We start from the raw sequence: 23,658 nt of genomic DNA, 5'->3' as shown, positions 1-23,658 counted from the left end.
TAATATTTGCGGACAATAAATTTTTACTGCACGTCGGTAATTTTTTATAAAAATGTACAACATGAATCCTTGGTTGTTAGCCATGTGTTGAGTTGTTGCGCCGAAGGCTCCGGCGCCGATGTTCCTACGTTAGTTGGTTTCCTGATGTATTGCTGCAGTGCCTGTCGCGTCGAATCTACCAGATGCGCCGCCGAGCCCTGCGGAGTACGCCCCCCCATCATCGAAGCGAGTTTCAAGCTCTCGGTGCCGAAGCGGCCCTTGAAGCCCTCGTCGCCGCAGAGAAAATCGACCGTGTGCAACCCACGGTCGATCGACCACATGATGTAGTCCATCATCAGCACCATGCCGGGCGAGCCGCGCTCGAAGGCCGGATCGTAGGTGGTGACGAAGGCCATCATCGTGCCGGCCTGGACGAAGTTGATCGAGACTGCGACGAGGGCGCCGCCGCATTCGAGCACGAAGGCGTGCAGCAGCCCCGTCTCCTGCAGCACGCGGACCATCGCGGGCAGGGCCTGCGAGCCCTCGTCGTAGAAGGCCGTGGACGGCAGGTTGTGGGTCGCGAGCCAGGCCCGCTTGAACTGCGTGAGCTGATTCAGAATGGGCCCGAGCGGCTCCTCGGGGCCGAGCAGCCGGAAGGTCAGCGGGCCGTGCTCGCCCATGGATTTCTGGCCGCGCCGGTAGTTTTGGCGGGTCTTCTTCGATTGCGCGTCGAACCAGGCCTGCCCGGTCGGCCAGGGGCCGCGCACCCGCCAGTTCGCCTCGTCCCGGTGGTTGAGGCGCAGCCGGGTGCTGCCTGAGATGGGGGTGAGCAGCGCCCGCGCGGCAGCGTCGGGCAGCAGGCGGTTGAGATAGGCGAGGTCGAAGCCGCCGGCCCGGCTGGCGTGCTGCCACATCCGCCGGAGGAGGCCCGCATTGGCCCGGTCCGCCAGCAGGGCGTCGCCGAAATCGGAGCAGTCCTTCGCGGCCCATTCGAGCACGCGGAATCCTTTGCGGCGCACGGTGGCCAGCGGCAGCACGCCGACCAGCGTGTCGCCGCGCCAGGCGAGCACGACCGCCAGCGCCCGGCGCTCGCGGTCGGGGGCGCTGGCCCACCAAGCCGAGACCCAGGCATGGCTCTGGAACACCAGGGCACCGCTGCGGGCCCAAAGGGCGGTCCAGTCCGGTCCGATGGCGGCCAGCCGCTCGGCGGTGCGGACGATCTCGAAGCGTTCAGGGGACATGGTCAGGCGCCAGAGCGAGGCTGAGCCGGGATGCCGCGCAGGCGCCGAACCTGCCGGGCGATCCGCCGGCCCATCTTCTTGAGGGGCAGGATGTAGAGCCCCGAGAGGGATTGATAATCGGCCACATCCCGATCGACGAGGCCGAAGGTGAAGTCCTCGTTCGGATGCGGGACGTGCAGCGTCCCGAACAGGCGGTCCCAGAACGAGAACAGCAGCCCGAAATTCTTGTCGTAGTGCTGCGGCGCCGTCGAGTGGTGGAGCTGGTGCCAGTGCGGGCAGAGGATGATCGCGTTGAGCCGCCCGAACGAGATCTTGAAATGGGTGTGGCGCACGAAGTCCATCATCAGGATGTTGCGCATGATGTAGACGTTGATCCCGAACACCGTCAGCTCGACCGGGTTCAGGGCGACGAGGCTCCAGATTCCGAAACAGATACCCGGGATCACCCCGTCCCAGGCGCGGTTCATCAGCTCATCGAGGGGGTGGACCCGGTCCTTTGTGATGCCGACCATCACCTCGGCGGAATGATGGACCTTATGGAGTTCCCACAGGAACGGGTAGCGGTGCTGGGCCGTGTGGTAGAGGTAGTAGGACAGGTCGTAGGCCAGCAGCATGGTCAGGGTGAACAGCACCACGGTCACCGGACCGGGCTCGCCGAAGACCGGCTGGTCGATGCCGAAGATCGTGCCGAGCACCCGGTTGGTCGCGTAGCCCACCGCCACCACGAAGGTGACCCCGGCCGGGATCAGCAGGAACGGCATGATCGCCTTGCGGGTGATGTAGAAGAGCAGGTCGGCCCGGGCGGAGGGATGGGTCATCACCTCGTGCGGCAGCGCGAACTCGAAGAACTCGGCGAACGAGTAGCGCTCTGCGGTGCGCAGGTACGCGATCAGGGCGCAGCCGAACGCGGTCGCGAACAGGAGGCCGGCGGCCACGAGGTTCTCAGCCGAGACCTTGTCGATGATCCGCGTGATGAACTCGACGACATCCATGACGAGGCGTTCCCTCCGCCGGTCCGGCCCGCATGCCGGCGGATCACCGCCGGACTAACCCCTCAGACGCCCGACATGCGCGGCGAGCGGGACACGCCGCTGCGACAGAACCGCCGAACCGCACGCATCTGGCACGGCGAGCATTATCATCGATCGGTACTTACCGAATTCGACAGCACCGGCGATTGTCCACCAAAGATCGATGGCAGTCGAATTCCGGTCGCAACGCCGAGACAAGCGAAGACGCCGCGCTCAGGCCGTCGGGCGCGCGGTCCGCTCGGCCATCACCGCCGTATCGGTGGTGCGGGGCCGCCGCAGGGTCGCCCGCACCATGGCGTCGATCCCCTCGGCCGCCGAGGCTTCCGAGAACAGCGCCTCGTAGCGCGCCCGGGCGGCCGCGCCGAAGCCGCGCCAGCTGGCCGGATCGGTGGCGATGCGGGCGAGCACCTTGGCGATCGGCTCAGGGCCGCCGGGAGGCACGATCCAGCCAGTCTCGCCGTCGGCCACCACCTCGGGAAGACCGCCGATATCGGTGACCAGCGGCGGCACGCCGTAGGACATCGCCTCGATCGCCACCCGGCCGAGCGATTCCGGACGCTGCGACGGCATCGTCACCACGTCGGCCCAGCGATAGAGCTCGGACGGATCGTCCACGAAGGGCTGAAGTGTGACCTGCCTCGACAGGCCGGTCTCCACGATCCGCGCGGCCAGCGCCTCCTCCCGGGCGGCGTCCTCGAAGGCGCTGCCGACGATCTTCAGCTCGATCCGGCTGCGGATCGCCTCGGGCAGAGAGGCAAGCGCCTCGACCAGCACGTCTTGGCCCTTGATCCGGCTGATTCGGCCGAGCATCAGCACCCGCAGAGGGCGCGTGCCGTCGTAAGCCCGACCGTTCGGCTCGGCCGGGCCGGCGATGCCGTTATAGACGACGCGGGCCGTGGCCTCCGCGGGCAACGCGTAGGCGCACTCGGTGGCGCGGGAATTGAACACCACGTTGGCGCCGCTCCAGCGGATCAGCCCGCGCAGGACCTTCAGCACGGCGCCTTCCGGGATCTCGTGCACGTGCACGATGCTCCGCCCCGGCAACAGCCGCGCGGCCAGCAGGTAATCGGCCACCACGGTGGTGTTGATGTAGACAAGGTCGCTGTCGCGGAGGCGCCGCAGCGCCCGGGCCACCGCGAAGGGCAGCGCCATCATCCCGAGGGTGGCGAGGCGGGCGAGGTTCTTGCGCCGCAGGATCCAGAGGGGCTCGATCACGATCGCGCTAACATAGGGCTCGAGCGCCGCGACGATCGGGCCGCGCCGGGGCAGGACCACATCGATCCGCGCGCCCGGATGGGCGGCCCGGATGGTCCGCACCGTCTCGATGAAGCAGCGATCCGATCCGTAAAGCTCGAAGCCCTGGTGCACGCAGGTGATGCGCGTGACCGGGCCGCTCCCCTGGCTGCGCCCGAACGCGAATGTGCCCGTCGTTCCGGCAGCCCCCGCCTCGGCGGGGAACGCATCGCGGCGCAGGCCCTGGGCCGAATCCGGACGCAAGGCGAAGGGATGCGGTGCCGCACCGCCACCAACTGCGCTAGAAGATGTCGCGAGTATCGAACTATCTACCATAAGATGAATACTTATCAGGATATAACAACCAACGGTTGTATCGCCTATTTAGGCGACCGTTATTCCTGCCGCTGTACAATATGAGCCGCTAACAGAAAAGGAAGAGCCGTGCCCGCCGATGCGCCCACACTACTTATCCTTGGGACACGCGGGATTCCGGCCGCCCATGGCGGCTTCGAGACTTTCGCTGAACGGCTCGCGCTGTATCTCGCCGGCCGCGGCTGGCGCGTCGGCGTGTATTGTCAGCGGGAGGTCGAGCGGGTTCGGGACCGGGTCTCGACCCGGACCTGGAACGGCATCGAGCTGATCACCGTGGAGGTGGCGCTCCGCGGCCCGGCCGCGACCTTGGCGTTCGACGCGCTCTGCGCGCACAACGCGGCGGCGCGGGGCGGCGTCTGCCTCGTGCTCGGCTATAACGGCGCGGCGTTCCTGCCCTATCTGCGGGCGCGCGGCGCCAAGATCCTGACCAACATGGACGGGATCGAGTGGCGCCGGCCGAAATGGCCGCTGCCGGTGCGGGCGTTCTTCTACCTGAGCGAGTGGATCGCGGCCTGGTCGTCCCAGCGGCTGGTCGCCGACCACCCGGCCATCGCCGACCATCTCGCCCGCCGCCGCCCGCGGAGTGCCATCGCGACGATTCCCTACGGCGGCGATCCGCCGGCGGCGGATCTCGGGCCGCCGCCCCTCGGGCTCGAACCCGGCCGCTATCTGGTCTCGATCGCCCGCATCGAGCCCGACAACAACATCCTGACCCTCGTTGAGGCGTTCTCACGCAAGCCGCGGGGCATGCGGCTCGTGGTGCTCGGAACGTTGAAGGTCGGCAACGCCTATCACCGCGCGGTCGAGGATGCGGCCGGGCTGGAGGTGCTGATGCCGGGGGCGATCTACGATCCCGAGATGGTCCAGAGCCTGCGCGTCCACGCGCGGGCCTATCTCCACGGCCACACGGTCGGCGGCACCAACCCGTCGCTGGTGGAAGCGCTCTGGGCCGGCAACGCCGTGATCGGCCACGACAACCCGTTCAACCGGGGCACGGCCGGGGACGGCCAGTTCTACTTCACCGACGGCGACAGCTGCGCCGCCGCGATCGAGCGGGTGCTCACCGACGACGACGCGGTCGCGGCCGCCTCCGCTGCCGCGCGCAAACAGGCCGAGCGGTTTCGCTGGGACGACATCTTGGCCGCCTACGAAGACGAGCTGCGCCGGGTCGGCGGCTACCCACGGCTCTCCCGGGTGCGGCCCGGCGCGGAGGCGAGCCAAGCCCGGGCGACGGCCGGGATCGAGGGGTGAGGGCGAGCCGGCGGCAGGTTCTGGCCGGCGGGCTCGCGGTGGCGGGTGCCGGCGCGCTGCCGGCCGTGGCCGCCCCCGAGCCGCTCGCGCTCCGCCGCGGCATCGCCCTGTGGCCATGGTTCTCGCTCACCACCGAGTTTCCGGCGCCGCGGACCGACTATGCCTGGCCGCCGTTCCAGGCCGATCGCCCCGTGCCGATCCGGGACGACCTGCGCCGCCTGGCCGGGCTGGGCTTCGACTTCGCGCGGCTTCCCCTGGATCCGGGCCCGTTCGTCGCCTTCACGGGCGCCCGCCGGGCCGAGCTTCTCGGCATGCTGTCCGATGCGATCGACGCCGTGCTGGCGACCGGAATGCGTGTCCTCCTCAACGTCCAGGCGAACGCCGCCACGCATCACTACACGCCCGATGCCTTCTACGGCTCAGATCGCGCGCCGCTCTACCCGGCCTATCGCGACTTGATCGCCGAGCTCGCCCGGCTCTCCGCCCGGAAGGGCACCGGCCGCGTGGCCCTGGAGCCGGTCAACGAGCCGCCGCAGGCCTGCGGGGCCGGCACCTGGAACCGGGTCCAGATCGGACTCCTCACCGCCGCCCGGGCGGCCGCGCCGGACCTGACCCTCACGGCGACCGGCGCCTGCGGCAGCCTCGTCTCCGGTCTGACGGCCCTCGACCCGGCGACCCTCGCCCGGTTCGCGCCGCTGCTCTACACCTTCCACTTCTACGAGCCGTACCTGTTCTCCCACCAAGGCGCGACCTGGCTCACCGAGGAGCCGTTCTATCGCTGGCTGAACGCCGTGCCCTGGCCGGGCCATCCGGCGCGCCTGCCCGAGACCCTGGCGGCGGTCCGGTCTCGCATGGCGGCGGACACCAAGGTCCCGCAGGCCGAGAAGGCCCGCGATCTCGCGGTGATCGAGGCGAAGCTGCGCGAATATAGCGAGGCCGCGCCGGGGCCGGCCTATCTGGCGAAGGAGATGGCCCCGGTCTCGGCCTGGGCCGATCTCTACGGGATCCCGGCCCGGCATGTGCTGATGGGGGAGTTCGGGGCGCTGCGCACCGATGCCCGCTACACCGCCTCCCGGCCCGCGGACCGGGCGGCCTATCTCGGCGACGTGCGGCGCGCCGCGGAGCAGGCGGGTTTCGCCTGGTCGTTCTGGAACTTGTTCGACGGACTGGGGCTGATGGACGACGCTCACACAGTGGATCCGGCGCTGGTTACGGCGCTCGGACTTGGAGCGCAGAGGTAGGCTGTTTTTCCAGGGCCTGCGCTATATCGGCGACCGGTATATGAGCTTCCGCTCGGCAGGCTTCTGACCGAATTGTATCTGTCGGCTATGTAAGCCGCCCTGTCATTCCGGGGCGCCGCAGGCGAGCCCGGAATCCAGAGCCGCCGACGGTGCAAGCTATTGATCACACAGTGGTTATGGATCCCGGGCTCCGCTGCGCGGCCCCGGGATGACAAGGTGGATGCTTAAGCGTTGAAGAAGCCGCGGAGGCGTCGCCATTCCTATTTCCCGCACCGCTTCTCGGCCGACCAGTTACCGATCGGCCTCAAGCGACGCGATTGCGATCTGAGTCGATTGGAAACAGCACGATCAGCATCATCGCGAACTTCGCGAGCATCGTGGTCTTCCCGGCCAGCCCCTCGAAGGTGTTGACCAGGATGACGAAGGTCAGGATCGGCAGCCAGACGCCGCGCCGGCAATGCCGGGCGATCTCGGTGAGGTAGAGCCCGACCGCGACGACCAGCAGCACCGTCACCAGGATGCCGTGATAGAGCACGTCGGAGACGATCGAGTTCTCGATGCCCCATTCCAGGCCGTAGATCCGCCGCAGGGTGCTCACCTGCAGAAGGTCCGGGGCGAGGAGCAATTGCCGGAACGGGATCGCGTCGAAGATCGCCAGCATGTCGACCCGGGCCTGGGCGCTGCCGCCGTCGGAGACGAACCGGCTGAGCAGCGTGTCGAAGAAGCCCAAAGCCGCCAGAATCGCGACCATCACGGGCAGCGCCGTCAGCACGAAGCAGGCGCAGGCCGCCCCGATCAGGGGGATCCGGTTGCTCCGCAGGGTCCGGTTGAGGGCGAACAGCCCGACCATCCCGCCGAGCGCCAGGGTCGTCACCGTGGCCGACCGGCCGCCGAAGGTGACGAGCGCCACGAGCTGCACGGCGATCACCCCGGCCCGGACCGGCGGCGACAGCCGGCCGCCCCCCGTGGCGAGCGCCAGGACGTAGCAGGCCGTGAGTGTCGCGTTGACCAGCGGGTGGCCCTGGAGCGCGGCCGAGCGCGTGTCGGTCTCGAACGCCATGCCGTCGAACCGGAACGGGAAGAAGCGCTGGCCGCTGGCGAACTCGAACAGGCCGAGCAAAGCGTTGGTGAGCATCATCAGGTGGAAGACGGTCTCGATCCGCCGCAGGGTGGCCGCGTCGCGGTCCATGAGCAGGATCGGGATCAGCCCGGCCAGCACGAAGGTGTCGATCGAGCCGGCGAGCCCCGTGCCGCCGCGGGCCGCGATCAGCACGAGGAGCAGCACGCCACAGGTGGCGAGCAGCACGCAGGCCGGCCGGCGGTTGAGGGCCTGCGCCACCGGGATCACCGGGTTGCCGGCGCGCAGCATCGTCCAGCCGACGAGCGCGACCGCCATGTAGGTCGCCGGATGGATCTTTGACGGCGCCGAGCCGCTGATCCCGTCGTAGTTGAGCCCAAGCGCCCAGAGCAGGCCGCCCGACACGCCGACCAGCACCAGGGTCAGCAGCACGAAGGCCAGCGACTCCATCCGCGCCAGAGCGGCGCCGGGCCGGGCCTGCGCCGCCCGCCGAAACGCGAAGCTCGCCGGCCGCGCCGTGCTCACGCGCTGCGCCGGTCGAGGAGCAGGGAGCCCGAGACCGGCCGGCCCAGGGCTTCGGAGGTGTCGACCAGCTCAATCAGGTCGCGCTGGCGGGTGGCGCCGTTGCAGACCACCAGCAGCAGCCGGTCCGCCGCCGCGGCGATCGGGCCGAGCCGCAGGTTCTCGGAAAGCACGCCGCCATCGACGATGACCAGCTCGAACCGGCCTTTCACGCCGGCCAGGAAGCGCTCGATATTGGCCGGCACCAGCGCGTCACGGATCGGCTTCTGGGTGTCACCGAGGCCGATCCGGCGGGCACCGGTCTTCGGATCGACCTGCGTCACCGCGTTGAGGCTCTGCTCACCGCGCAGCACGTCGAGCAAGCCGCCCGTGCCGGCGCCGTCGGCGCGCAGATCGGCATCGATCAGCAGCACCCGGTCGCCGCGCGCCACCGCCACGGAGGCGAGGAGCCCGATCACGGCCCGGCGCTCGGCCTCCTCGGCCTCGCCCGAAGTGACGAGCAGCGCCAGCGACCGGCCGCGCGTCCCCGCCGCACTGGCGAGATGGTCCAGGGTGAAGCTCGCCGCCGCCGTGCTGGCGCCCCCCGGCCGTACGCCCGGGATCACCGCCACCACAGGGGCGTTCGACAGCCGCTCCAGCTGGCGCGACGACAGCACCGTCGGCTCCAGATATTCCCGCGTCAGCGCCAGGCCGGCGCCGAGGCCGAGGCCGCCTGCAAGCGCCGCGGCGACCAAGATCAGCCGCGGCGGCCAGCTCGCATCCTGCGGCGGCCGGGCGGAGGTGATGATCCGGGCATTCGAGCTGTCGATGCCCGACTGCTCCTTGATCTCGCGGGTGCGGACCAGGAACGTGTTGTAGACGGTGCGGGCGGCCTCGACCTCCCGCTCCAGCTCGCGCAGCTGCACCGAGGATTGTGCCGTCGCCACCGATTGCCGCTGGAGCTTCTCCAGATCGGCGGCGATCGACTTCTCGTTGGCCAGCGCGCGCTGGTACTCGGTCTCGGCCGCGCCGGCGATGCGGTTCAACTCGGCGTCGATCAGCCGGCGGACATCCTGCATCTGCGTGCGCACGGCGGCGATGTAGGGGTGGCGCTCGCCGAGATTGGTGCGCAGGTCCGCTTCCTTCGCGGCGAGCTCGGCATATTGCCCGCGCAGCCGATCGACCGCCGAGGACTGGACCGCCTCCGGCATCGCCCCGGAGCCGACCGCCTGGCCGCGCGCATCCTTGATGCCCTGCAGGCGCGCCTTGGCCTCGGCGGTCCGGCCGCGGGCGGCCACCAGCCTGGCATTCGAATCCGTCAGCTGCTGCTCGTTCACCAGCCGGCCGCTGGAGGCGATCAGGCCGTTGCGCGCCTTGTAATCCTCGAGCTTCTTGTCAGCGGCATTCACAGCGTTGCGCAGCTCGTCGAGGCGCCCGCGCAGGTCGCCCGAGGCGCGCTTGGCGGCGTCGGAGCGGGCCTCGGTCTGGTCGGCCAGATAGGCGGCGGCGATGGCGTTGACGATCCGGGCGGACAGGTCCGGATCCACTGTGGTGACGACCACGTCGATCACGAACACCTTGTCGGCGCGCTTGACCGCGAGCTTGCGGCGCAACTGGTCGAGGGCCCGGCCGCGGGGATCCACCGGCCGCTCCGCTTTCGGCCCGAGCACCATTTCGCGCAGCGATGCGACGGTGCGGGAGACCAAGCCCTGCTGGGTGACTCCGAAGCCCGGCTCGCTCTCCAGCCCCACCTGCGTCACCGCCCGGCCCAGCACCGCGTCGGACTCGATCACCTTCACCTGGCTCTCGACCTGGGCGATGCCGCCATCCGGTGAGAGGGCGCCGGGATTGACGTCGTTCAGCACCACCTGCCGGTCGCGCGGGTCGATCAGGATCTGCGCGGTGGCGGTGTAGAGGGACGGGGTGATCATGGCATAGGCCAGGACCAGCAGCCCGAGCACCAAAGCGGTACCGAGCACGGTGCGCTTGCGCCGCCAGAGGATGCGCCACAGGTCGCCGAACTCGGCGGTGGTCTCGGGCCGGGTCGGGCCCGGCCGGTCGTGTTGTGCCGTATGGACCGGCGCGAGCCAGGTCGCGACGGCAATGTTACGGTCGATCTGTGCCACGATCGGTCACCATCGTCTCGATCTCGGTCGGTCCCTCGCGGGCTCCATCCTCATCTGCAAGTGTCGCGCAGATCGCTGACAATCCCTCAAGACTGCCGAGGGTCGTAAAGGCAAGCACCGATTACTCAGCGTCTGGTAAACGCCCCCAACCAAACGCGGCAGCCTGTAGAGTTATCGTTCCCGTTACCGTTTGGGAATTAGATCGGATCTGCGGCCGTTATCCGGCGGATCGTCGCGCTGGGTTTGGGGGCGCTCATCATGCATGTCCGCGTTCGTCTGGACGGCGCCGAACCGCGCCGTTGGCAGATCGCCCTGTTGCAGCGGATCGCCGACATCCCCGGCATCCAGGCCGTGAGCGTCGACGCCATCCCGGTCCCGGACGGATGGCCCGACACGATCGAGTTGCTGTTCCGCCTGGAGGCACTGATTCAAGGCCTGCCGCGACTCGGCTCGGAACGCCTGCCGCCGACCGCCCTCAATCCCTGGCGGCGCCCCGACGCGAAGCCCGATCTGGTGCTCGACCTGTGCGGCGATCTCCCGGCCGGCCCAGCCATCTGGCAGCTCGCCTACGACGATCGGCTCGGCGACGGCGCCCTGCTGGCGAGCCTGCTCGCCGGGGCGGTGCCGCGGCTGACGCTGATCGAGGCGGGGAACGTCGTCGCCGAGGGACGGCTCGGCACCGACCGACCGGGCATCCTGCTCGCCGGCGTCGACGATGCGCTCGCCCGGACGGTGACCCTGGTCGCCGCCGCCCTGCGCCACCGCCTCATGGGAACCGGCACATCACTCTCGGCCGCGCCCGCAGGGCCCTCCGGCCCCGCGCGGACCCTGGCGGGGGCGGAACTCGGCCGCCGCGCCGCCCGGATGCTGGCCGGCGCCGTGGTCCACCGCCTCTACCATCTCTGCTACCGCGCCCCGCACTGGCGCTGCGGCTGGCGGCGCCTCGACGGGCCGGACCTGATCGATCTCGGGCGCCATCCCGAGAGTGGCTGGAACACTCTGCCGGATGACGGCCACCGCTTCTACGCCGACCCGTTCCCCCTGGCCTTCGCCGGGAGCACGCATGTCTTCGTCGAGGAATTCCCGCACGCGACCGGCAAGGCGATCATCTCCGCCGTGCGCTTCGGCCCGGACGGCCCCGAGGGCACGCCCGTCCCGGTGCTGGAAGAGCCCCATCACCTGTCCTACCCGTTCGTGTTCGAGCGGGACGGCGCGGCCTGGATGGTGCCGGAAAGCTCCGCCTCCGGCACGGTCGATCTCTACCGCGCGACCCGTTACCCCGGCGGCTGGGTGAAGGAGGCGACGCTGCTCTCGGGGGTGGTCGCCAGCGACGCGACCCTGATCGAGCACGGAGGCCGCTGGTGGATCTTCGCCACCGTGCGCGACGCAATCCCCGACGCACCCGCGGGATCGGGCTCCTACCACGACGCGCTGTGCCTCTGGTCCGCCCCGGATTTCCGCGGCCCCTACACGGCACATCCAGCCAACCCAGTGCTGATCGACCCCGCCACCGCCCGGCCGGCCGGCCGGATCGTCGCGCGCGGCGGTCGCCTGATCCGGCCAGTCCAGGATTGTGCGGAGGGCTACGGCCGCGCCCTGGGTCTGGCCCGGATCGACCGCCTCGACCCGGAGGGCTTCGGCCAGACCCTGATCGGCCGCATCGCGCCCGGCCCCGCCTGGTCCGGCAGCCGCCTCCACACCCTGAATGCGGGCGGCGGCCTCGAATGCATCGACGGCTCGGCCCGGGCCCCGCGGATCCGGATGCCCGGCCGCTCCTGATTGCGCGCGCAGGGCTGCATCCGCGACACAAGCCTCGCGGTTTCAGCCTCGGGCGGAAACGCCTTGAGCAGCCAAGACGGTATCCGGCCCACGGGGCGCTACCTCATTTGGTGGATAACGCAACTTATACGTGCTTTAATTCGCACGAACTAATTGCATAGATTGTATTTTGGTTTGATCATGTCTGAATATTAAGGCTCTCGATCAATCGGAGTAGCTGTTTCATGACCGTGACTGCGACCGCGACGATCCGGCCCGAAACGCCTGCGCGGCGTGCCGTGAACGCCAAGCTCTCGCGGATCGCCGCCGTCGTCGGCGTCCCGATCGACGCGTTCTTCACCGAACCGACCTCCGTGCCACAGGCCGGGCTGATCGAGCTGATCCGGCTCTGGGATGCGGCCCCGACCGAAACCGTCCGGGCCGAGATCCTGGCCGGCACCCGCGCCCTGGTCGCCGAGGCGGCCGACCGGTCGCGCTGAAGACTCTTTGCGCACGAAGGCTGTTGGGCCGATCGCGGCCCGCCGATATTTCGCTTCCCCCGGCCCTGGCGGGAGCCCCCCGAGATCGCTACATTGCGGAGGCGGGGCTGCAGAGTTCGTCAGGAGCACTTTCCCCGGGGCCTTATCGACTCCCTCGGGAGCTGTCCCTGGCCTCGTCCCTGGACTTGGCCAACACGGCGCCCACCTACTCTGTAGGTTTCCCGGGATCGATCCTCCAACGGCTCACGTGGCTCCGCACTCTTCCTCTCCTGAAGCCGGCCCCTCCAAGACCGATGCGGCCCTCAAGGCCGATCTGCGCGGGGCGGCCCTCGCCGCCCGCGACGCGCTGGAGCCAGCTGCCAGGCACGAGGCCTCCGCCCGGATCGTCGAGGCGCTGCTCGCCCTCCCGGAACTCGCCGAGGCCCGGCTGGTCGGCGCCTTCTGGCCGATCCGCAGCGAGGTCGATCCGCGTCCCGCGGCCGAAGGCCTCCTCGCTCGTGGCCAAAGGGTCGCGCTGCCGCACGTGACCCCCGAGGGACTGATCTTCCGGGAATGGCGGGCCGGGGATGCGCTGGTGGCCGGCCGCTTCGGCCTGAGCGAGCCTGACCCGTCCCTGCCGCCGGTGGAGCCCGACGCCCTGATCGTGCCGCTCGCCGCCTTCGACGGTTCCGGCCAGCGCATCGGCTATGGCCGCGGCTACTACGACGGCGCGATCAGCCGCCTGTCCCGCGCCCGGCCCGTCCTCACCGTCGGAGTCGGATTCGCCGTCCAACGGGTTGATCGCGTGCCGGCCGAGCCGCATGACCGGCCGCTCCAGTTCGTGATCACCGAATCGGGCGTGACCCGGTTCGACAGGAAGTCCTGATCCATGCGGCTGCTTTTCCTCGGCGACGTCATCGGTCGCCCAGGCCGTCACGTCGTCTGCGAGCGCCTGCCCAAGCTGCGCGAGCGCTGGCGGCTCGACTGCGTCGTGGTCAACGGCGAGAACGCGGCCGGCGGCTTCGGCATTTCCGAGACGATCTGCGACGAGCTGATCCAGGCCGGCGCCGACGCCGTGACGCTGGGCAACCACAGCTTCGACCAGCGCGAGGCGCTGGTGTTCATCGCCCGCCAGCCCCGCCTGGTGCGGCCGGCGAACTACCCGCCCGGCACACCCGGCCGCGGCGCCACCGTAGTGGAGACCCAGGGCGGCGCCCGGGTGCTGGTGGTCAACGTGATGGGCCGCGTCTTCCTCGACGCAATGGACGACCCGTTCACCGCAGTCGAGCGCGAGATCTCCGCCTGCCCCCTCGGGGCCGCCGCCGACGCCGTGGTGGTCGACGTGCACGCGGAGGCGACCAGCGAGAAGCAGGCCTTCGGCCATTACCTCGACGGCCGCGCCAGCCTCGTGGTCGGCACCCACACCCACACGCCGACGGCCGATCACCGGATCCTGCCCGGCGGCACCGCCTACATGTCGGATGCCGGCATGTGCGGCGATTACGACTCGGTCATCGGCATGCAGAAGGACGAGCCGATCCGCCGGATGATCCAGAAGACGCCGGGCTCCCGCTGGGAAGTGGCCGGCGGCGAGGCGACGCTCTGCGGCGTCGCAGTGGAGATCCAGGCGGACGGCCTTGCGACAAAAGTCGCGGCGGTTCGCCTCGGGCCGAACCTCGAAGAGAGCCGGCCCCACTTCTGGGATTAGCGCGGCGGGCGCCCGATCCAGGAACTTCGGCGGTTCGCATCGGTAGATTGCAGAGCCCCCCAAATGAATGGATCTCGCCATGCCTCAAATGTTCGACTGGATTTTCTTCGCCATCATGATCCCGTTCCCGGCCTACCTGGTCTGGGATTACTATCAGCACCGGTAGGTTTCGGACGTCCGGATGGCCGCGATCCTTTTTTCGTAGAGCCGGTTCGACGGGTCGTCCTAACCTCGATCTTATCTGAGTTGTGAACGAAGCGACGCTCGAAGGCGTCTTCGAGAAGCGGCGCTCCTCCTTCGAGGCATTTGCTTCGCTCCGTCGCATCGGGATGGGGATGCAGGCAGGAATATCGATGCTGAAGGGCTTCACGCAGCGATCAGCCGCGCCCCATCATGCCCCGCGATCGAAACGGCGTGAAACGTCCCCGCCTCGACCTCCCCTGCCAGCCGCACGGGTGTGAAATCCGCGCTTCGGCCGGTGCCGCCGCGCTCGGCCAGGACCGTCAGTGTGCGTCCCACCTGCCCATCGAGATGTTGGCGCAGAGCGTCGGCGCCGGCCGCGCGCAGGCTGGCGGCGCGGTCGCGGATCGCGTCCGGCGCTACCGGAGGCATGCGGGCGGCTGGCGTCCCGGGGCGGGGCGAGTACGGGAAAACGTGGAGATGCGTCAGCCCGCATTCGGCCACGAGATCGAGAGAGCGCATGAACTGCGCCTCGGTCTCGGTGGGGAAGCCTGCAATCAGGTCGGCGCCGAATACCACGTCGGGGCGCAACGCGCGGACCGTCTCGCAGAACCGGATCGCGTCGGCGCGGCTGTGCCGGCGCTTCATGCGCTTGAGGATCAGGTCGTCGCCGGCCTGGAGCGACAGGTGCAGGTGCGGCATCAGCCGCTCCTCCTCCGCGAGCGCCGCGAGCAGCGCGTCGTCGGCCTCCACGGAGTCGATCGAGGAGATGCGCAGGCGCGCGAGCTGCGGCACACCCTTCAGGATCGCCCGCACGAGGTGCCCGAGAGTCAGCGACGGTTCGGGAAGGTCGCGACCGTAGGCCGTGAGGTCGACGCCGGTGAGGACCACCTCGCGGCCGCCATGGGCCACGATGGTCTCGACTTGCGCGATGACGTCGGCCACCGCCACTGAGCGGGAGGTGCCGCGGCCGAACGGGATGATGCAGAAGGTGCAGCGGTGGTCGCAGCCGTTCTGCACCGGCACGAAGGCCCGCGTATGGCCGGCGATCGCGTCGATCCGGGTCGGCGCGACGGTGCGGGCCGCCATAACGGCGCCCGGGCCGGTGGCGGCGGGCGACCACCCGGCGGGGCTCAGCTTCTCGGCATTGCCGACGAGGCGCGTCACCTCCGGCATCCCCGCGTAGGCCTCGGTCTCGACCTCGGCGCCGCAGCCGGTGACGACGATCTCGGTGCCGGGCCGCTCCCGGGCGATCCGGCGGATCGCCTTGCGGGCCTGCCGGCCGGCTTCCTGAGTCACCGCGCAGGTGTTGATCACCACCCGGTCGCGCCCGTCGGCCGCCGCGTGGACGCGCAGGGCCTCCGACTCCACCGTGTTGAGCCGGCACCCGAAGGTAAGGGTTTCGACGCCCATCAGGCGGCGCCGGCGAACAGCTCCGGCGCCAGCGTGCCCTCGGCGACGAGCGCGACCGGGCCGGTCATCAGGACATGGTCGTCGGCGCGCCATTCCACGAACAGCTCGCCCCCCGGCAGCCGGACATGGGCCTGCCGGCCGATCATCCGCAGGCGCGAGGCGGCGACCACCGTGGCGCAGGCGGCCGTGCCGCAGGCGAGCGTCAGGCCGGCGCCCCGCTCCCAGACCCGCACCGTGATCGCCTCGCGGTCGGTCACCTGGGCGATGGAGATGTTGGCGCGTTCGGGGAAGAGTGGGTGGTTCTCCAGCATCGGCCCGATCCGGGCGAGATCGTAGGAGGCCGGATCCCGGTCCACGAAGAACACCGCGTGCGGGTTGCCCATGTTCACGGCGGCCGGGGAGTGCAGGATCGGATCGTCGATCGGGCCGATCTGCAATTCGATCCGCCGCGTATCGGGGAACGGCTCGGACAGGGGGATCTCGTCCCAGGCAAGCCGGGGGCGGCCCATATCCACCGTGAAGGCCCGCTCCGAGATCCGGCGCACGCCCACGCGGCCGGCAGCGGTCTCCAAGACCAGCCTTCCGCCCTCGGCGGGGCGGGCCATGGCCGGGTCGTCGAGCATCGCGTAGGCGACGCAGCGGGTGCCGTTGCCGCAGGCGCCGGATTCCGAGCCGTCGGTGTTGTAGATCCGCATGAACGCGTCGGTGCCGGGGCTCACGGGATCGTGCAGCACCATGAGCTGATCGAAACGCGAGCCGGGATCCTGCGCGATCGCCCGGGCCTCCTCGGGCCGGACCTTGGCCGCCGATCCGCGCAGGTCCAGCACCACGATCGCGTTGCCGGCGCCGTGCATCTTCAGGAAGCGTCTATGGGCGAGTGCGCTCATGCAGCCAGAGGGTTTGAGGGGATCGGCCAGCTATATGGCAAAACGCTCTGCCCGACGCGAGGGGGGCCGGCGGCGTGGCAGATGCGCCGCACCCGCGGCTCTCGTGGCGCGTGCCCTCGCGGCCCGGCCGGATCGCCACTAGGTTAGCCGGTGGGAGCCCACGCGACGATCCGCCGGGACCCGACCGGAGCGCCCCCCGTGATCCGCCTTCGTTCCCTCGTCGCCTTCTCGACCGCGCTGGCACTTGCCGGCGGTCCCCTCTCTGCGCAGCAGCAGCCCGCACCGCCACCTTCCACCGCGCCGGCGCCCGCACAGACCAGCCCGCTGCCGACCACCACGGCGCCCAACCCGGTTCCCGATCCGAACAAGAGCGCCGCCCCGGCGCCCCAGCAGGCGGTGACCCCGCCCCCCGCTGGCCAGGCCGCGGTTGGCACACCCGGGCGCCCGACCCTCATCGAGAAGCCCGGCGAGCCCGGCGATGTCGACGAGGTCATCCTGCCGGCCAAGCCGGCCGCCATCATCGCGGGCAAGACCAAGTGGGAGGAGGCCATCGTCAACCTGACGCAGGCCTTCACGCGGATCGAGGCGGATCTCGCCAAGCTCGGCGTCGCCCCCGCGGGCCGGCCGCTGGCGGTGTTCACCCGCACGGACGATGACGGCTTCGAGTTCGAGGCGATGATCCCGGTGGCGGCGCCCCCCTCCCCTGCACCCACAGAAGCGGACGGCCTGCGCTTCGGCACGACCCCGTCCGGCAAGGCCCTGCGGTTCGCCCACAAGGGCTCCTACGAGTCGATCGACAGCACCTACGAGACCCTGACGGCCTATCTCGACGCCAAGGACATCGTCGTGCAGGACCGGTTCGTCGAGGAATACGCCACCGACCTCAAGGACGGCACCGACGACAACCTCGACGTGAATATCTTCGCGCTGGTGAAGTAGGCCGCCGGCAAACGCTCGCAAAAAGAATTCTTGTTTTCTTCGGCGAACGAGAGTTCGCCGGGGGGATCATCATCCGTCCTGTCATCCCGGGGCCGCGAAGCGGAGCCCGGGAGCCATATCCTCTGACAGCTCAGGATCTTGCGCCGTCGGCGGCTCTGGATTCCAGGCTCGCCTGCGGCGCTCCGGTATGACAATGCGGTTCATCCGGTCAGCGAAAAATTGCCGATCGAAGAATAGAATTCGGTAACGCCGCGACCTGCCAGAAAACCCTTCCCTCGCGCGATGATCCAGTAACCACCTGCGAACGTCGCGCCGCCTTGACCGAAGGGACAGATCGCCGCTGTATTCGGAGAACCGGAACAGCGGCCGCGGCTCGCGGATTCGTGGTGCATGCCGACCTCCCTGTTCCCGACCACCTCCGCACCGCCGTCGCGCCGCAAGGCCGCACCATCTCCGTCCGACCCGGCTTTCGCCGACAAGGCGCTCGCGATCCATGCCCGGCTCTGCCCGGTCTATGGCTGCCCGATCCCGTATTTCCACAGCCTTGACCCGGTGAGCGAGCTGGTCTCGTCGCTGCTCTCGCACCGGACCCGCAACGCCGAATCCGGCCGGGCCTTCAAGACCTTGCGCGCCCGCTTCCCGGACTGGGAGTCGGTGATCGACGCGGAGGTGCCGGAGATCCAGGCGGAAATCGCCGGGGTGACTTGGCCGGAGCTGAAGGCGCCGCGCATCCGCGAGGTGCTCATCGCCGTGCGCGACCGGTGTGGCAGTCTCGACCTCGCCTTCCTGGGCGACATGGATGTCGCGGCGGCGCGTGCCTGGCTAGAGGCGATTCCGGGGATCGGTCCCAAGACCAGCGCGGCGGTGCTGTCGTTCTCAACCCTGCGGATGCCGGCCCTGCCGGTGGACAGCCACCACCACCGGGTTGCTCAGCGGCTCGGGCTGATCGGCCCCCGGATCGATGTCGGGCCCTCGCACGCGATCCTGCGGGCGCAGTTGCCGGCCGATTGGAGCGCGCAGGACCTCTATGACAATCACGAGATCCTGATGCTGCACGGCCAGCAGGTCTGCCATCATCGCCGCCCGGCCTGCGGGCGCTGCGTGCTGGTCGATCTCTGCCCGAGCGCGGCCGCGGGCGCGCGGGAGCCGTAAGGGCATCCTTGACCGGTCCGGGCCACGGGTGCGAGTAACCCCGCGCCCGGCAGGCACGGAGCCCCGGCTGGTTATTGCTCAGGATCGGCGCCGATGGCCGCGTTCACCGAATTGGTCTTCTCGGGCGTCCAGCCCACCGGCAACCTGCATCTCGGCAATTACCTCGGGGCGGTGAAGCGCTTCGTGGAGATGCAGGAACGCGACGCGCAGTGCCTGTACTGCGTGGTCGATATGCACGCGATCACCGTCTGGCAGGATCCGGAGGCCCTGCGCGGCCAGATCCGCGAGGTCACGGCCGCGTTCCTGGCCGCCGGCATCGATCCCAAGCGCGCGATCGTGTTCAACCAGAGCCAGGTGCCGCAGCACGCGGAGCTCGCCTGGGTGTTCAATTGCGTCGCTCGCCTCGGCTGGCTGAACCGCATGACCCAGTTCAAGGAGAAGGCCGGAAAGGACCGGGAGAACGCCTCGATCGGGCTCTACGATTACCCGGTGCTGATGGCAGCCGACATCCTGGCCTACCGTGCCACCCATGTCCCCGTGGGTGAGGACCAGAAGCAGCACCTGGAACTCACCCGGGACATCGCCCAGAAGTTCAACACCGATTTCTCGGGCTCGATCGCGGCGCACGGCCACGGCGAGGCGTTCTTCCCGATGACCGAACCGCTGATCGGCGGGCCAGCGGCGCGGGTCATGTCGCTTCGGGATGGGTCCAAAAAAATGTCGAAGTCGGATCCGTCCGACAATGCCCGCATCAACCTGACCGACGAGGCCGACACGATCGCCCAAAAAATCCGGCGGGCGAAGACCGACTCCGAGCCGCTGCCCTCCGAGATCGCGGGGCTCAAGGAGCGGCCGGAGGCGGACAACCTCGTCGGGATCTATGCGGCGCTCGCCGGGATCACCCGCGGGGAAGTGCTGCGCGATTTTGGCGGGGCGCAGTTCTCGACCTTCAAGCCGGCTTTGGCCGACCTCGCGGTGACGAACCTCGCGCCGATCGCCGGGGAGATGCGCCGGCTGACTGCCGATCCAGGCCATATCGATGCCGTGCTGGCCGACGGCGCCGGGCGGGCCGAGACGATCGCGGCCCAGACGCTGGACGCGGTCAAGGACATCGTCGGCTTCGTCCGGCGGAGCCCGAACCTCCAGGCGGTGCGGTGACAATCCGGGCGCTCGTCTTCGACGTCTTCGGGACGCTCGTCGACTGGCGCTCCGGAGTGGCCCGGGAGGCCGCACGCCTGCTCGGCGCCTACGCCCCCGCGCTCGATGCCGGCGCCTTCGCGGATGCTTGGCGGGACCGCTACAACCCCTCGATGGAGACCGTGCGTTCCGGCGCGCGGCCCTTCGTCGATCTCGACACCCTGCAGACGGAATCCCTGCCCGACGTGCTGGCGCAGTTCGGCATCGCAGGCGTGCCCGAGGACGTGCAGCGGGAACTGGTCCAGGCCTGGCACCGGCTCGACGCCTGGCCCGAGGTGCCGGATGCGATGGCCCGGCTGCGGGAACGCCACCTCCTGGCGCCCAATTCCAACGGCCATGTCCGGCTGATGGCCGACCTCGCCCGGCGCAACGGCTTCCTCTTCGACGCGATCCTGGGCGCCGGCTATTCCCGCGACTACAAGCCCAAGCCTGCGCTCTATCGCGACGCGGTGGCGGCCTTCGGCTTCGCCCCGGCGGAGACCCTGATGGTCGCCGCCCATTCGAACGATCTTGTGGCGGCGGCGAGTCACGGCTTGTCCACCGCCCACATCGCCCGGCCGCACGAGCACGGGCCGGCCGGCGGCGAAACTGCGCCCAGTGTCCCGGTCACCTACGCGGCCCGGGACCTAACGGATCTGGCCGACCAGCTCGGCTGCTGACGATGGAGCGAGGGGGGACACGATGGCCGATTGGAACCCCGCCCTCTACACCCGCTTCGAGGACGAGCGCACCCGCCCGGCGGCCGAGCTCCTGGCCCGAGTGCCGCTTGCAGAGCCACGCCTCGCCTACGATCTCGGCTGCGGTCCCGGCAATTCCACGGCGCTGATCGCGGCGCGCTTTCCGGGCGCGGAGGTGATCGGCCTCGACACCTCGCCCGCCATGCTGGAGAGCGCCCGGGCCCGGTTGCCCGACCTGACCTTCGCGCTGGCCGACGCCGCGACCTGGGTGCCCGATCGGGCGCCGGACATGATCTACGCCAACGCCGTGCTGCAATGGCTGTCCGACCATCCGGTGCTGCTGCCCCGGCTGTTCGGCCTGCTGGCGCCCGGCGGCGTGCTGGCGGTGCAGATGCCCGACAACCTCGCCGAGCCCTCGCACCGCCTGATGCGCGAGACTGCCGCTTCCGGCCCTTGGGCCAGGGCGATCGGCGATCCGGCTTTGGCCGGGCGCCTCGGCCGCATGCTGGAGCCGGCCGGCTATTACGACCTGCTGGCGCCGCTCGCCGCCGACGTCGATGTCTGGCGCACTGCCTATCACCACCCGATGGCGGATGCCGCCGCCATCGTCTCCTGGGTCAGCGCCACGGGGCTGCGCCCGTTCCTCGACCCGCTGGACCCGGACCAGACAGCCGGGTTCCTCGCCGCCTACGGGACCGCGATCGACGCCGGCTACCCACCGCGCAGCGATGGTCGGCGCTTGCTGGCCTTCCCGCGGGTGTTCATCGTCGCGCGCAAGGGCGAGTAGCGCTCGCGAGCGTCTCGGTACGATCGGGGCACCAGCCAGGGCTTGCGGATATCGGGGCAGGTCTCGGTTCCGACGCGGTTCGATAGGCCATCCGACTCAGGCATGATGCGCGCCCTCTCTGCCGATGAAAGCGACGGCGTTCGCATCTCGGTCGGTGGACCCGACTCACGCCTGAACGCACGTGGCGAGACGTGGCCCATATCCGCCAAGGGTTACGTCACGACTGCCCCTCAGGCCGCCCGGACCGTGCCGAGGAAGCGGTTTACTTCGGCGTTGAGCTGTTCGGATTGACGCGACAGCTCGGAGGCCGAGGTGAGCACCTGGCTCGCGGCCGCGCCGGTCATCTCGGCGGCATCGGCGACCCGGGTGATGTTGGTCGTTACCTCGCCCGTTCCCGAGGCAGCCTGTGTGACGTTGCGGACGATCTCCTGGGTCGCGGCGCCCTGCTGTTCCACCGCGGCCGCGATTGTCGCGGCAACGCCGTTGATCTCGTCGATGCGCGCCGAGATCGTGCCGATCGCCGTCACCGCCTCGCCGGTCGAGCCCTGGATGCGGGCGATCTGGCCGGCGATCTCTTCCGTCGCCTTGGCGGTCTGGTTGGCCAGTTCCTTTACCTCGGACGCCACCACCGCGAAGCCGCGGCCGGCCTCGCCAGCACGCGCCGCCTCGATGGTTGCATTGAGGGCCAGCAGGTTGGTCTGGGCCGCGATATCGGTGATCAGCGTCACCACGTCCCCGATCTTCGTCACCGCCGTGCTCAGCGCCTGCACCAACTCGACCGTGTGTGAGGCCTCCGCGGCCGCGGCCTGGGCGAGCTGGGCGGATCCGTGGACCTGCCGGCCGATTTCCTGGACCGACGTGCTCAGCTCCTCGGCCGCGGAGGCCGCAGCGCCGACATTCGAGGCCGCCTCCTCGGCCGCGGCCGCGGCCGTGGTCGATTGCACGGCGGTGTCGGTGGCCGTGCCGGATAGGCTCTGGGCCGTGGCCTGAAGCTCGTTTGCGGCGGCCGTGACCGTCTCCACGATACCGCCCACCGCCCGCTCGAAATCGCCCGCCAGCGTCGCCATCGCCTGCTGGCGCTCGGCCTCGGCCGCGGCCTGGGCGGCGGCCTTGTCGAGGGCGTCGGTCTCAGCCTGTCGGCGCAGCCCGTCCCGCAGCTTCAGGACCGCCTGCCCCACGATACCGACCTCATCCGAGCGCCGAGCCTCGGGCACGCTTGCCTCGTAATTGCCTGCGGCCATGTCGCCGACGGCTACCCCCAGGGCGCGGATCGGTGTCCCGACCATCCGGTGCAGCACGCCGACCAAGACGCCGCAGACGATCAGCACGCATAGAACCGAAATCCCGATCAGCACGGCCCGCACCTGATCGGCGGCGGCATTCAGCGTCCGAACCGGCACGGCGCCCACCACGGCCCAGCGATCCTGGGTATCGCCGGCCTGGATGTGCTGCGCCATGTAGCGCCACGGCGCGCCGTCCGGGCCGGGCGCGTCGACCACGACATGCGAGCCTCGGGCGATCGCCGCCTTCGCGGCATCGGCCGCGGAGGCATCGAAGGTCTGCAGCGGCTTTCCGGCGGCCTCGCCGGTGGGATGCGCGACGCTGATCCCGCTGGCCGAGACAACGGCCAGATAGCCGGTGCCGAACGGCTTCACCGCGTTCAGGGCGGCGTTGAGGGAGCCGAGGTCTAAATCGATGCCGGCCGTGCCGCGATACGTCCCGTCCACCGTGATCGGTGCGCCGAAGGACATGATCGTCAGCTTCTTGCCGGCCACCGGGTAGATGTAGGGCTCGATGGCGACCGGGCGGTTGAGCCGCTTCGGCTGCAGGTAATAGGCGCCGTCCGCCTCAGTGTCGTACCCGGTCAACACCTCACGCTTGATCTCGCCCGTGCCGCGGTTCCAGTAGGGCAGGAAGCGACCGGTCGCGTCCGACGAATCCGTGCCGGCAAACGCCTTGTCCCGGCCATCGAGCGCGTCCGGCTCCCACCCGGTCCAAGTGGCGAGCAGATGGGGATTGGAGCGCAGCAGATCCCGTACCACGGCGTCGTAGACCGCGCGGTCCTGGATGCCGCTTGCGCGCAGGGCCGCGGCGGTGACCGCAAGGCTTTCGGCCGTCTCGGCTGCCGCTGCGAGCTGGGCGCGGACCTCGCGCGCCTCGTTCGACAGCGTCTCGGATTGGATCTTGGCCGTCTGTTCTTCGAACGCTGCATCGATGCGCTGGGTCAGGAAGGCCGTTCCGCCAGCGAAGACCGCGGCAAGCGAAAGGCTGCCGGCAAGCGCGGCTTTAAGTGGAAGCGAGGCCATCGAGCAACATTTTCTCAGCGGGAACACGAATCGTTCTAACGCAAGATCATAACCCGCCAGTTAATCATCATTCGAGTCTTTAATCTGCTTCCGGCGCTGAAGTTATGCTGCCGCGAGTT

20 protein-coding genes and 1 other RNA gene are annotated in these 23,658 nt (G+C 69.6%); 12 read left to right on the top strand and 9 right to left on the bottom strand.

Going from position 1 to position 23,658, the window contains the following annotated elements; all coding sequences use genetic code 11:
* Positions 1 to 44: 44 nt before the first annotated feature.
* The 3 genes from BM228_RS20340 to BM228_RS20330 all read right to left on the bottom strand — a co-directional run bounded on the left by BM228_RS20340 (position 45) and on the right by BM228_RS20330 (position 3,748).
* Positions 45 to 1,220 (bottom strand): GNAT family N-acetyltransferase, encoded by a 1,176-nt coding sequence (locus tag BM228_RS20340; protein WP_244537234.1) that lies wholly within the window; start codon positions 1,218 to 1,220, stop codon positions 45 to 47.
* Positions 1,221 to 1,222: 2 nt separating this feature from the next.
* A complete protein-coding gene (locus BM228_RS20335) occupies positions 1,223 to 2,212 on the bottom strand; it encodes a sterol desaturase family protein (protein WP_092043470.1) in 990 nt (329 codons plus the stop codon).
* A gap of 252 nt (positions 2,213 to 2,464) precedes the next feature.
* Positions 2,465 to 3,748 (bottom strand): glycosyltransferase family 4 protein, encoded by a 1,284-nt coding sequence (locus tag BM228_RS20330; RefSeq protein WP_244537233.1) that lies wholly within the window; start codon positions 3,746 to 3,748, stop codon positions 2,465 to 2,467.
* A gap of 180 nt (positions 3,749 to 3,928) precedes the next feature.
* Between BM228_RS20330 and BM228_RS20325 the strand changes: the two genes are divergently transcribed.
* Together BM228_RS20325 and BM228_RS20320 are read left to right on the top strand one after the other, a co-directional pair.
* Positions 3,929 to 5,110, top strand: a complete 1,182-nt coding sequence (locus BM228_RS20325) for a DUF1972 domain-containing protein (protein ID WP_092043467.1) — start codon at positions 3,929 to 3,931, stop codon at positions 5,108 to 5,110.
* Positions 5,107 to 6,351 (top strand): glycoside hydrolase family 5 protein, encoded by a 1,245-nt coding sequence (locus BM228_RS20320; RefSeq protein WP_092043466.1) that lies wholly within the window; start codon positions 5,107 to 5,109, stop codon positions 6,349 to 6,351. Before BM228_RS20325 ends, BM228_RS20320 begins: the two co-directional genes overlap by 4 nt.
* 304 nt (positions 6,352 to 6,655) lie before the next feature.
* Here the strand turns inward: BM228_RS20320 and BM228_RS20315 are convergent, their stop codons facing one another.
* Both BM228_RS20315 and BM228_RS20310 read right to left on the bottom strand, forming a co-directional pair.
* On the bottom strand, positions 6,656 to 7,954 hold the full coding sequence (locus BM228_RS20315; protein ID WP_092043464.1) for a VpsF family polysaccharide biosynthesis protein: 1,299 nt from the start codon (positions 7,952 to 7,954) through the stop codon (positions 6,656 to 6,658).
* On the bottom strand, positions 7,951 to 10,056 hold the full coding sequence (locus BM228_RS20310; protein ID WP_092043463.1) for a GumC family protein: 2,106 nt from the start codon (positions 10,054 to 10,056) through the stop codon (positions 7,951 to 7,953). The genes BM228_RS20315 and BM228_RS20310 overlap by 4 nt, the downstream gene beginning before the upstream one ends.
* A 258-nt stretch (positions 10,057 to 10,314) precedes the next feature.
* Here BM228_RS20310 and BM228_RS20305 point away from each other — a divergent pair, with 258 nt between their 5' ends.
* The 5 genes from BM228_RS20305 (at position 10,315) to BM228_RS20285 (ending at position 14,001) form a co-directional block, all read left to right on the top strand.
* Positions 10,315 to 11,835 carry a glucosamine inositolphosphorylceramide transferase family protein gene (locus tag BM228_RS20305; RefSeq protein ID WP_092043461.1) on the top strand — a complete coding sequence of 507 codons (1,521 nt, stop codon included), beginning with the start codon at positions 10,315 to 10,317 and terminating at the stop codon, positions 11,833 to 11,835.
* 224 nt (positions 11,836 to 12,059) lie between these two features.
* Positions 12,060 to 12,314: a hypothetical protein gene (locus BM228_RS20300; RefSeq protein ID WP_092043460.1), complete on the top strand. Its 255-nt coding sequence runs from the start codon at positions 12,060 to 12,062 to the stop codon at positions 12,312 to 12,314.
* A gap of 101 nt (positions 12,315 to 12,415) precedes the next feature.
* A non-coding RNA gene (gene ssrS / locus BM228_RS20295) (6S RNA) lies at positions 12,416 to 12,572 on the top strand.
* Entirely contained in the window at positions 12,562 to 13,179 is a 618-nt protein-coding gene (locus BM228_RS20290; RefSeq protein ID WP_092043459.1) for a 5-formyltetrahydrofolate cyclo-ligase, read from the top strand. Before ssrS ends, BM228_RS20290 begins: the two co-directional genes overlap by 11 nt.
* A 3-nt stretch (positions 13,180 to 13,182) precedes the next feature.
* On the top strand, positions 13,183 to 14,001 hold the full coding sequence (locus tag BM228_RS20285; protein WP_092043458.1) for a TIGR00282 family metallophosphoesterase: 819 nt from the start codon (positions 13,183 to 13,185) through the stop codon (positions 13,999 to 14,001).
* 366 nt (positions 14,002 to 14,367) lie between these two features.
* Here BM228_RS20285 and mtaB read toward each other — a convergent pair whose 3' ends face one another.
* Complete coding sequence (gene mtaB, locus BM228_RS20280) at positions 14,368 to 15,594, bottom strand: tRNA (N(6)-L-threonylcarbamoyladenosine(37)-C(2))-methylthiotransferase MtaB (protein WP_092043457.1); 1,227 nt, start codon at positions 15,592 to 15,594, stop codon at positions 14,368 to 14,370.
* A complete protein-coding gene (gene dapF / locus BM228_RS20275) occupies positions 15,594 to 16,481 on the bottom strand; it encodes a diaminopimelate epimerase (protein ID WP_092043455.1) in 888 nt (295 codons plus the stop codon). The genes mtaB and dapF overlap by 1 nt, the downstream gene beginning before the upstream one ends.
* Before the next feature lie 198 nt (positions 16,482 to 16,679).
* Here dapF and BM228_RS20270 point away from each other — a divergent pair, with 198 nt between their 5' ends.
* Complete coding sequence (locus BM228_RS20270) at positions 16,680 to 17,420, top strand: GyrI-like domain-containing protein (RefSeq protein WP_092043454.1); 741 nt, start codon at positions 16,680 to 16,682, stop codon at positions 17,418 to 17,420.
* A 200-nt stretch (positions 17,421 to 17,620) separates the two neighbouring features.
* Here BM228_RS20270 and BM228_RS33930 read toward each other — a convergent pair whose 3' ends face one another.
* A complete protein-coding gene (locus BM228_RS33930) occupies positions 17,621 to 17,812 on the bottom strand; it encodes a hypothetical protein (RefSeq protein WP_139234135.1) in 192 nt (63 codons plus the stop codon).
* Here BM228_RS33930 and BM228_RS20265 point away from each other — a divergent pair.
* The 4 genes from BM228_RS20265 to tam all read left to right on the top strand — a co-directional run bounded on the left by BM228_RS20265 (position 17,811) and on the right by tam (position 21,233).
* Positions 17,811 to 18,572, top strand: coding sequence for an endonuclease III domain-containing protein (locus BM228_RS20265; protein WP_092043452.1), 762 nt, complete (start codon positions 17,811 to 17,813; stop codon positions 18,570 to 18,572). The two genes, BM228_RS33930 and BM228_RS20265, sit on opposite strands and share 2 nt — an antisense overlap.
* A gap of 93 nt (positions 18,573 to 18,665) precedes the next feature.
* The gene (trpS, locus tag BM228_RS20260; RefSeq protein ID WP_092043451.1) at positions 18,666 to 19,730 is read left to right on the top strand and encodes a tryptophan--tRNA ligase; all 1,065 of its coding nucleotides are present in this window, start codon (positions 18,666 to 18,668) and stop codon (positions 19,728 to 19,730) included.
* Positions 19,727 to 20,428 carry a haloacid dehalogenase type II gene (locus BM228_RS20255; protein ID WP_092043449.1) on the top strand — a complete coding sequence of 234 codons (702 nt, stop codon included), beginning with the start codon at positions 19,727 to 19,729 and terminating at the stop codon, positions 20,426 to 20,428. Before trpS ends, BM228_RS20255 begins: the two co-directional genes overlap by 4 nt.
* A 22-nt stretch (positions 20,429 to 20,450) precedes the next feature.
* Positions 20,451 to 21,233 (top strand): trans-aconitate 2-methyltransferase, encoded by a 783-nt coding sequence (tam, locus tag BM228_RS20250; protein ID WP_092043448.1) that lies wholly within the window; start codon positions 20,451 to 20,453, stop codon positions 21,231 to 21,233.
* 230 nt (positions 21,234 to 21,463) lie between these two features.
* Here tam and BM228_RS20245 read toward each other — a convergent pair whose 3' ends face one another.
* The gene (locus tag BM228_RS20245) at positions 21,464 to 23,539 is read right to left on the bottom strand and encodes a methyl-accepting chemotaxis protein (protein WP_092043446.1); all 2,076 of its coding nucleotides are present in this window, start codon (positions 23,537 to 23,539) and stop codon (positions 21,464 to 21,466) included.
* Between the last annotated feature and the right edge of the window lie 119 nt (positions 23,540 to 23,658).

The sequence above is a fragment of the Methylobacterium pseudosasicola genome (assembly GCF_900114535.1).
Lineage (GTDB): Bacteria > Pseudomonadota > Alphaproteobacteria > Rhizobiales > Beijerinckiaceae > Methylobacterium > Methylobacterium pseudosasicola.
Note: the sequence above shows the minus strand (reverse complement) of the source record. Positions and strands in the feature narration are given on the sequence as shown.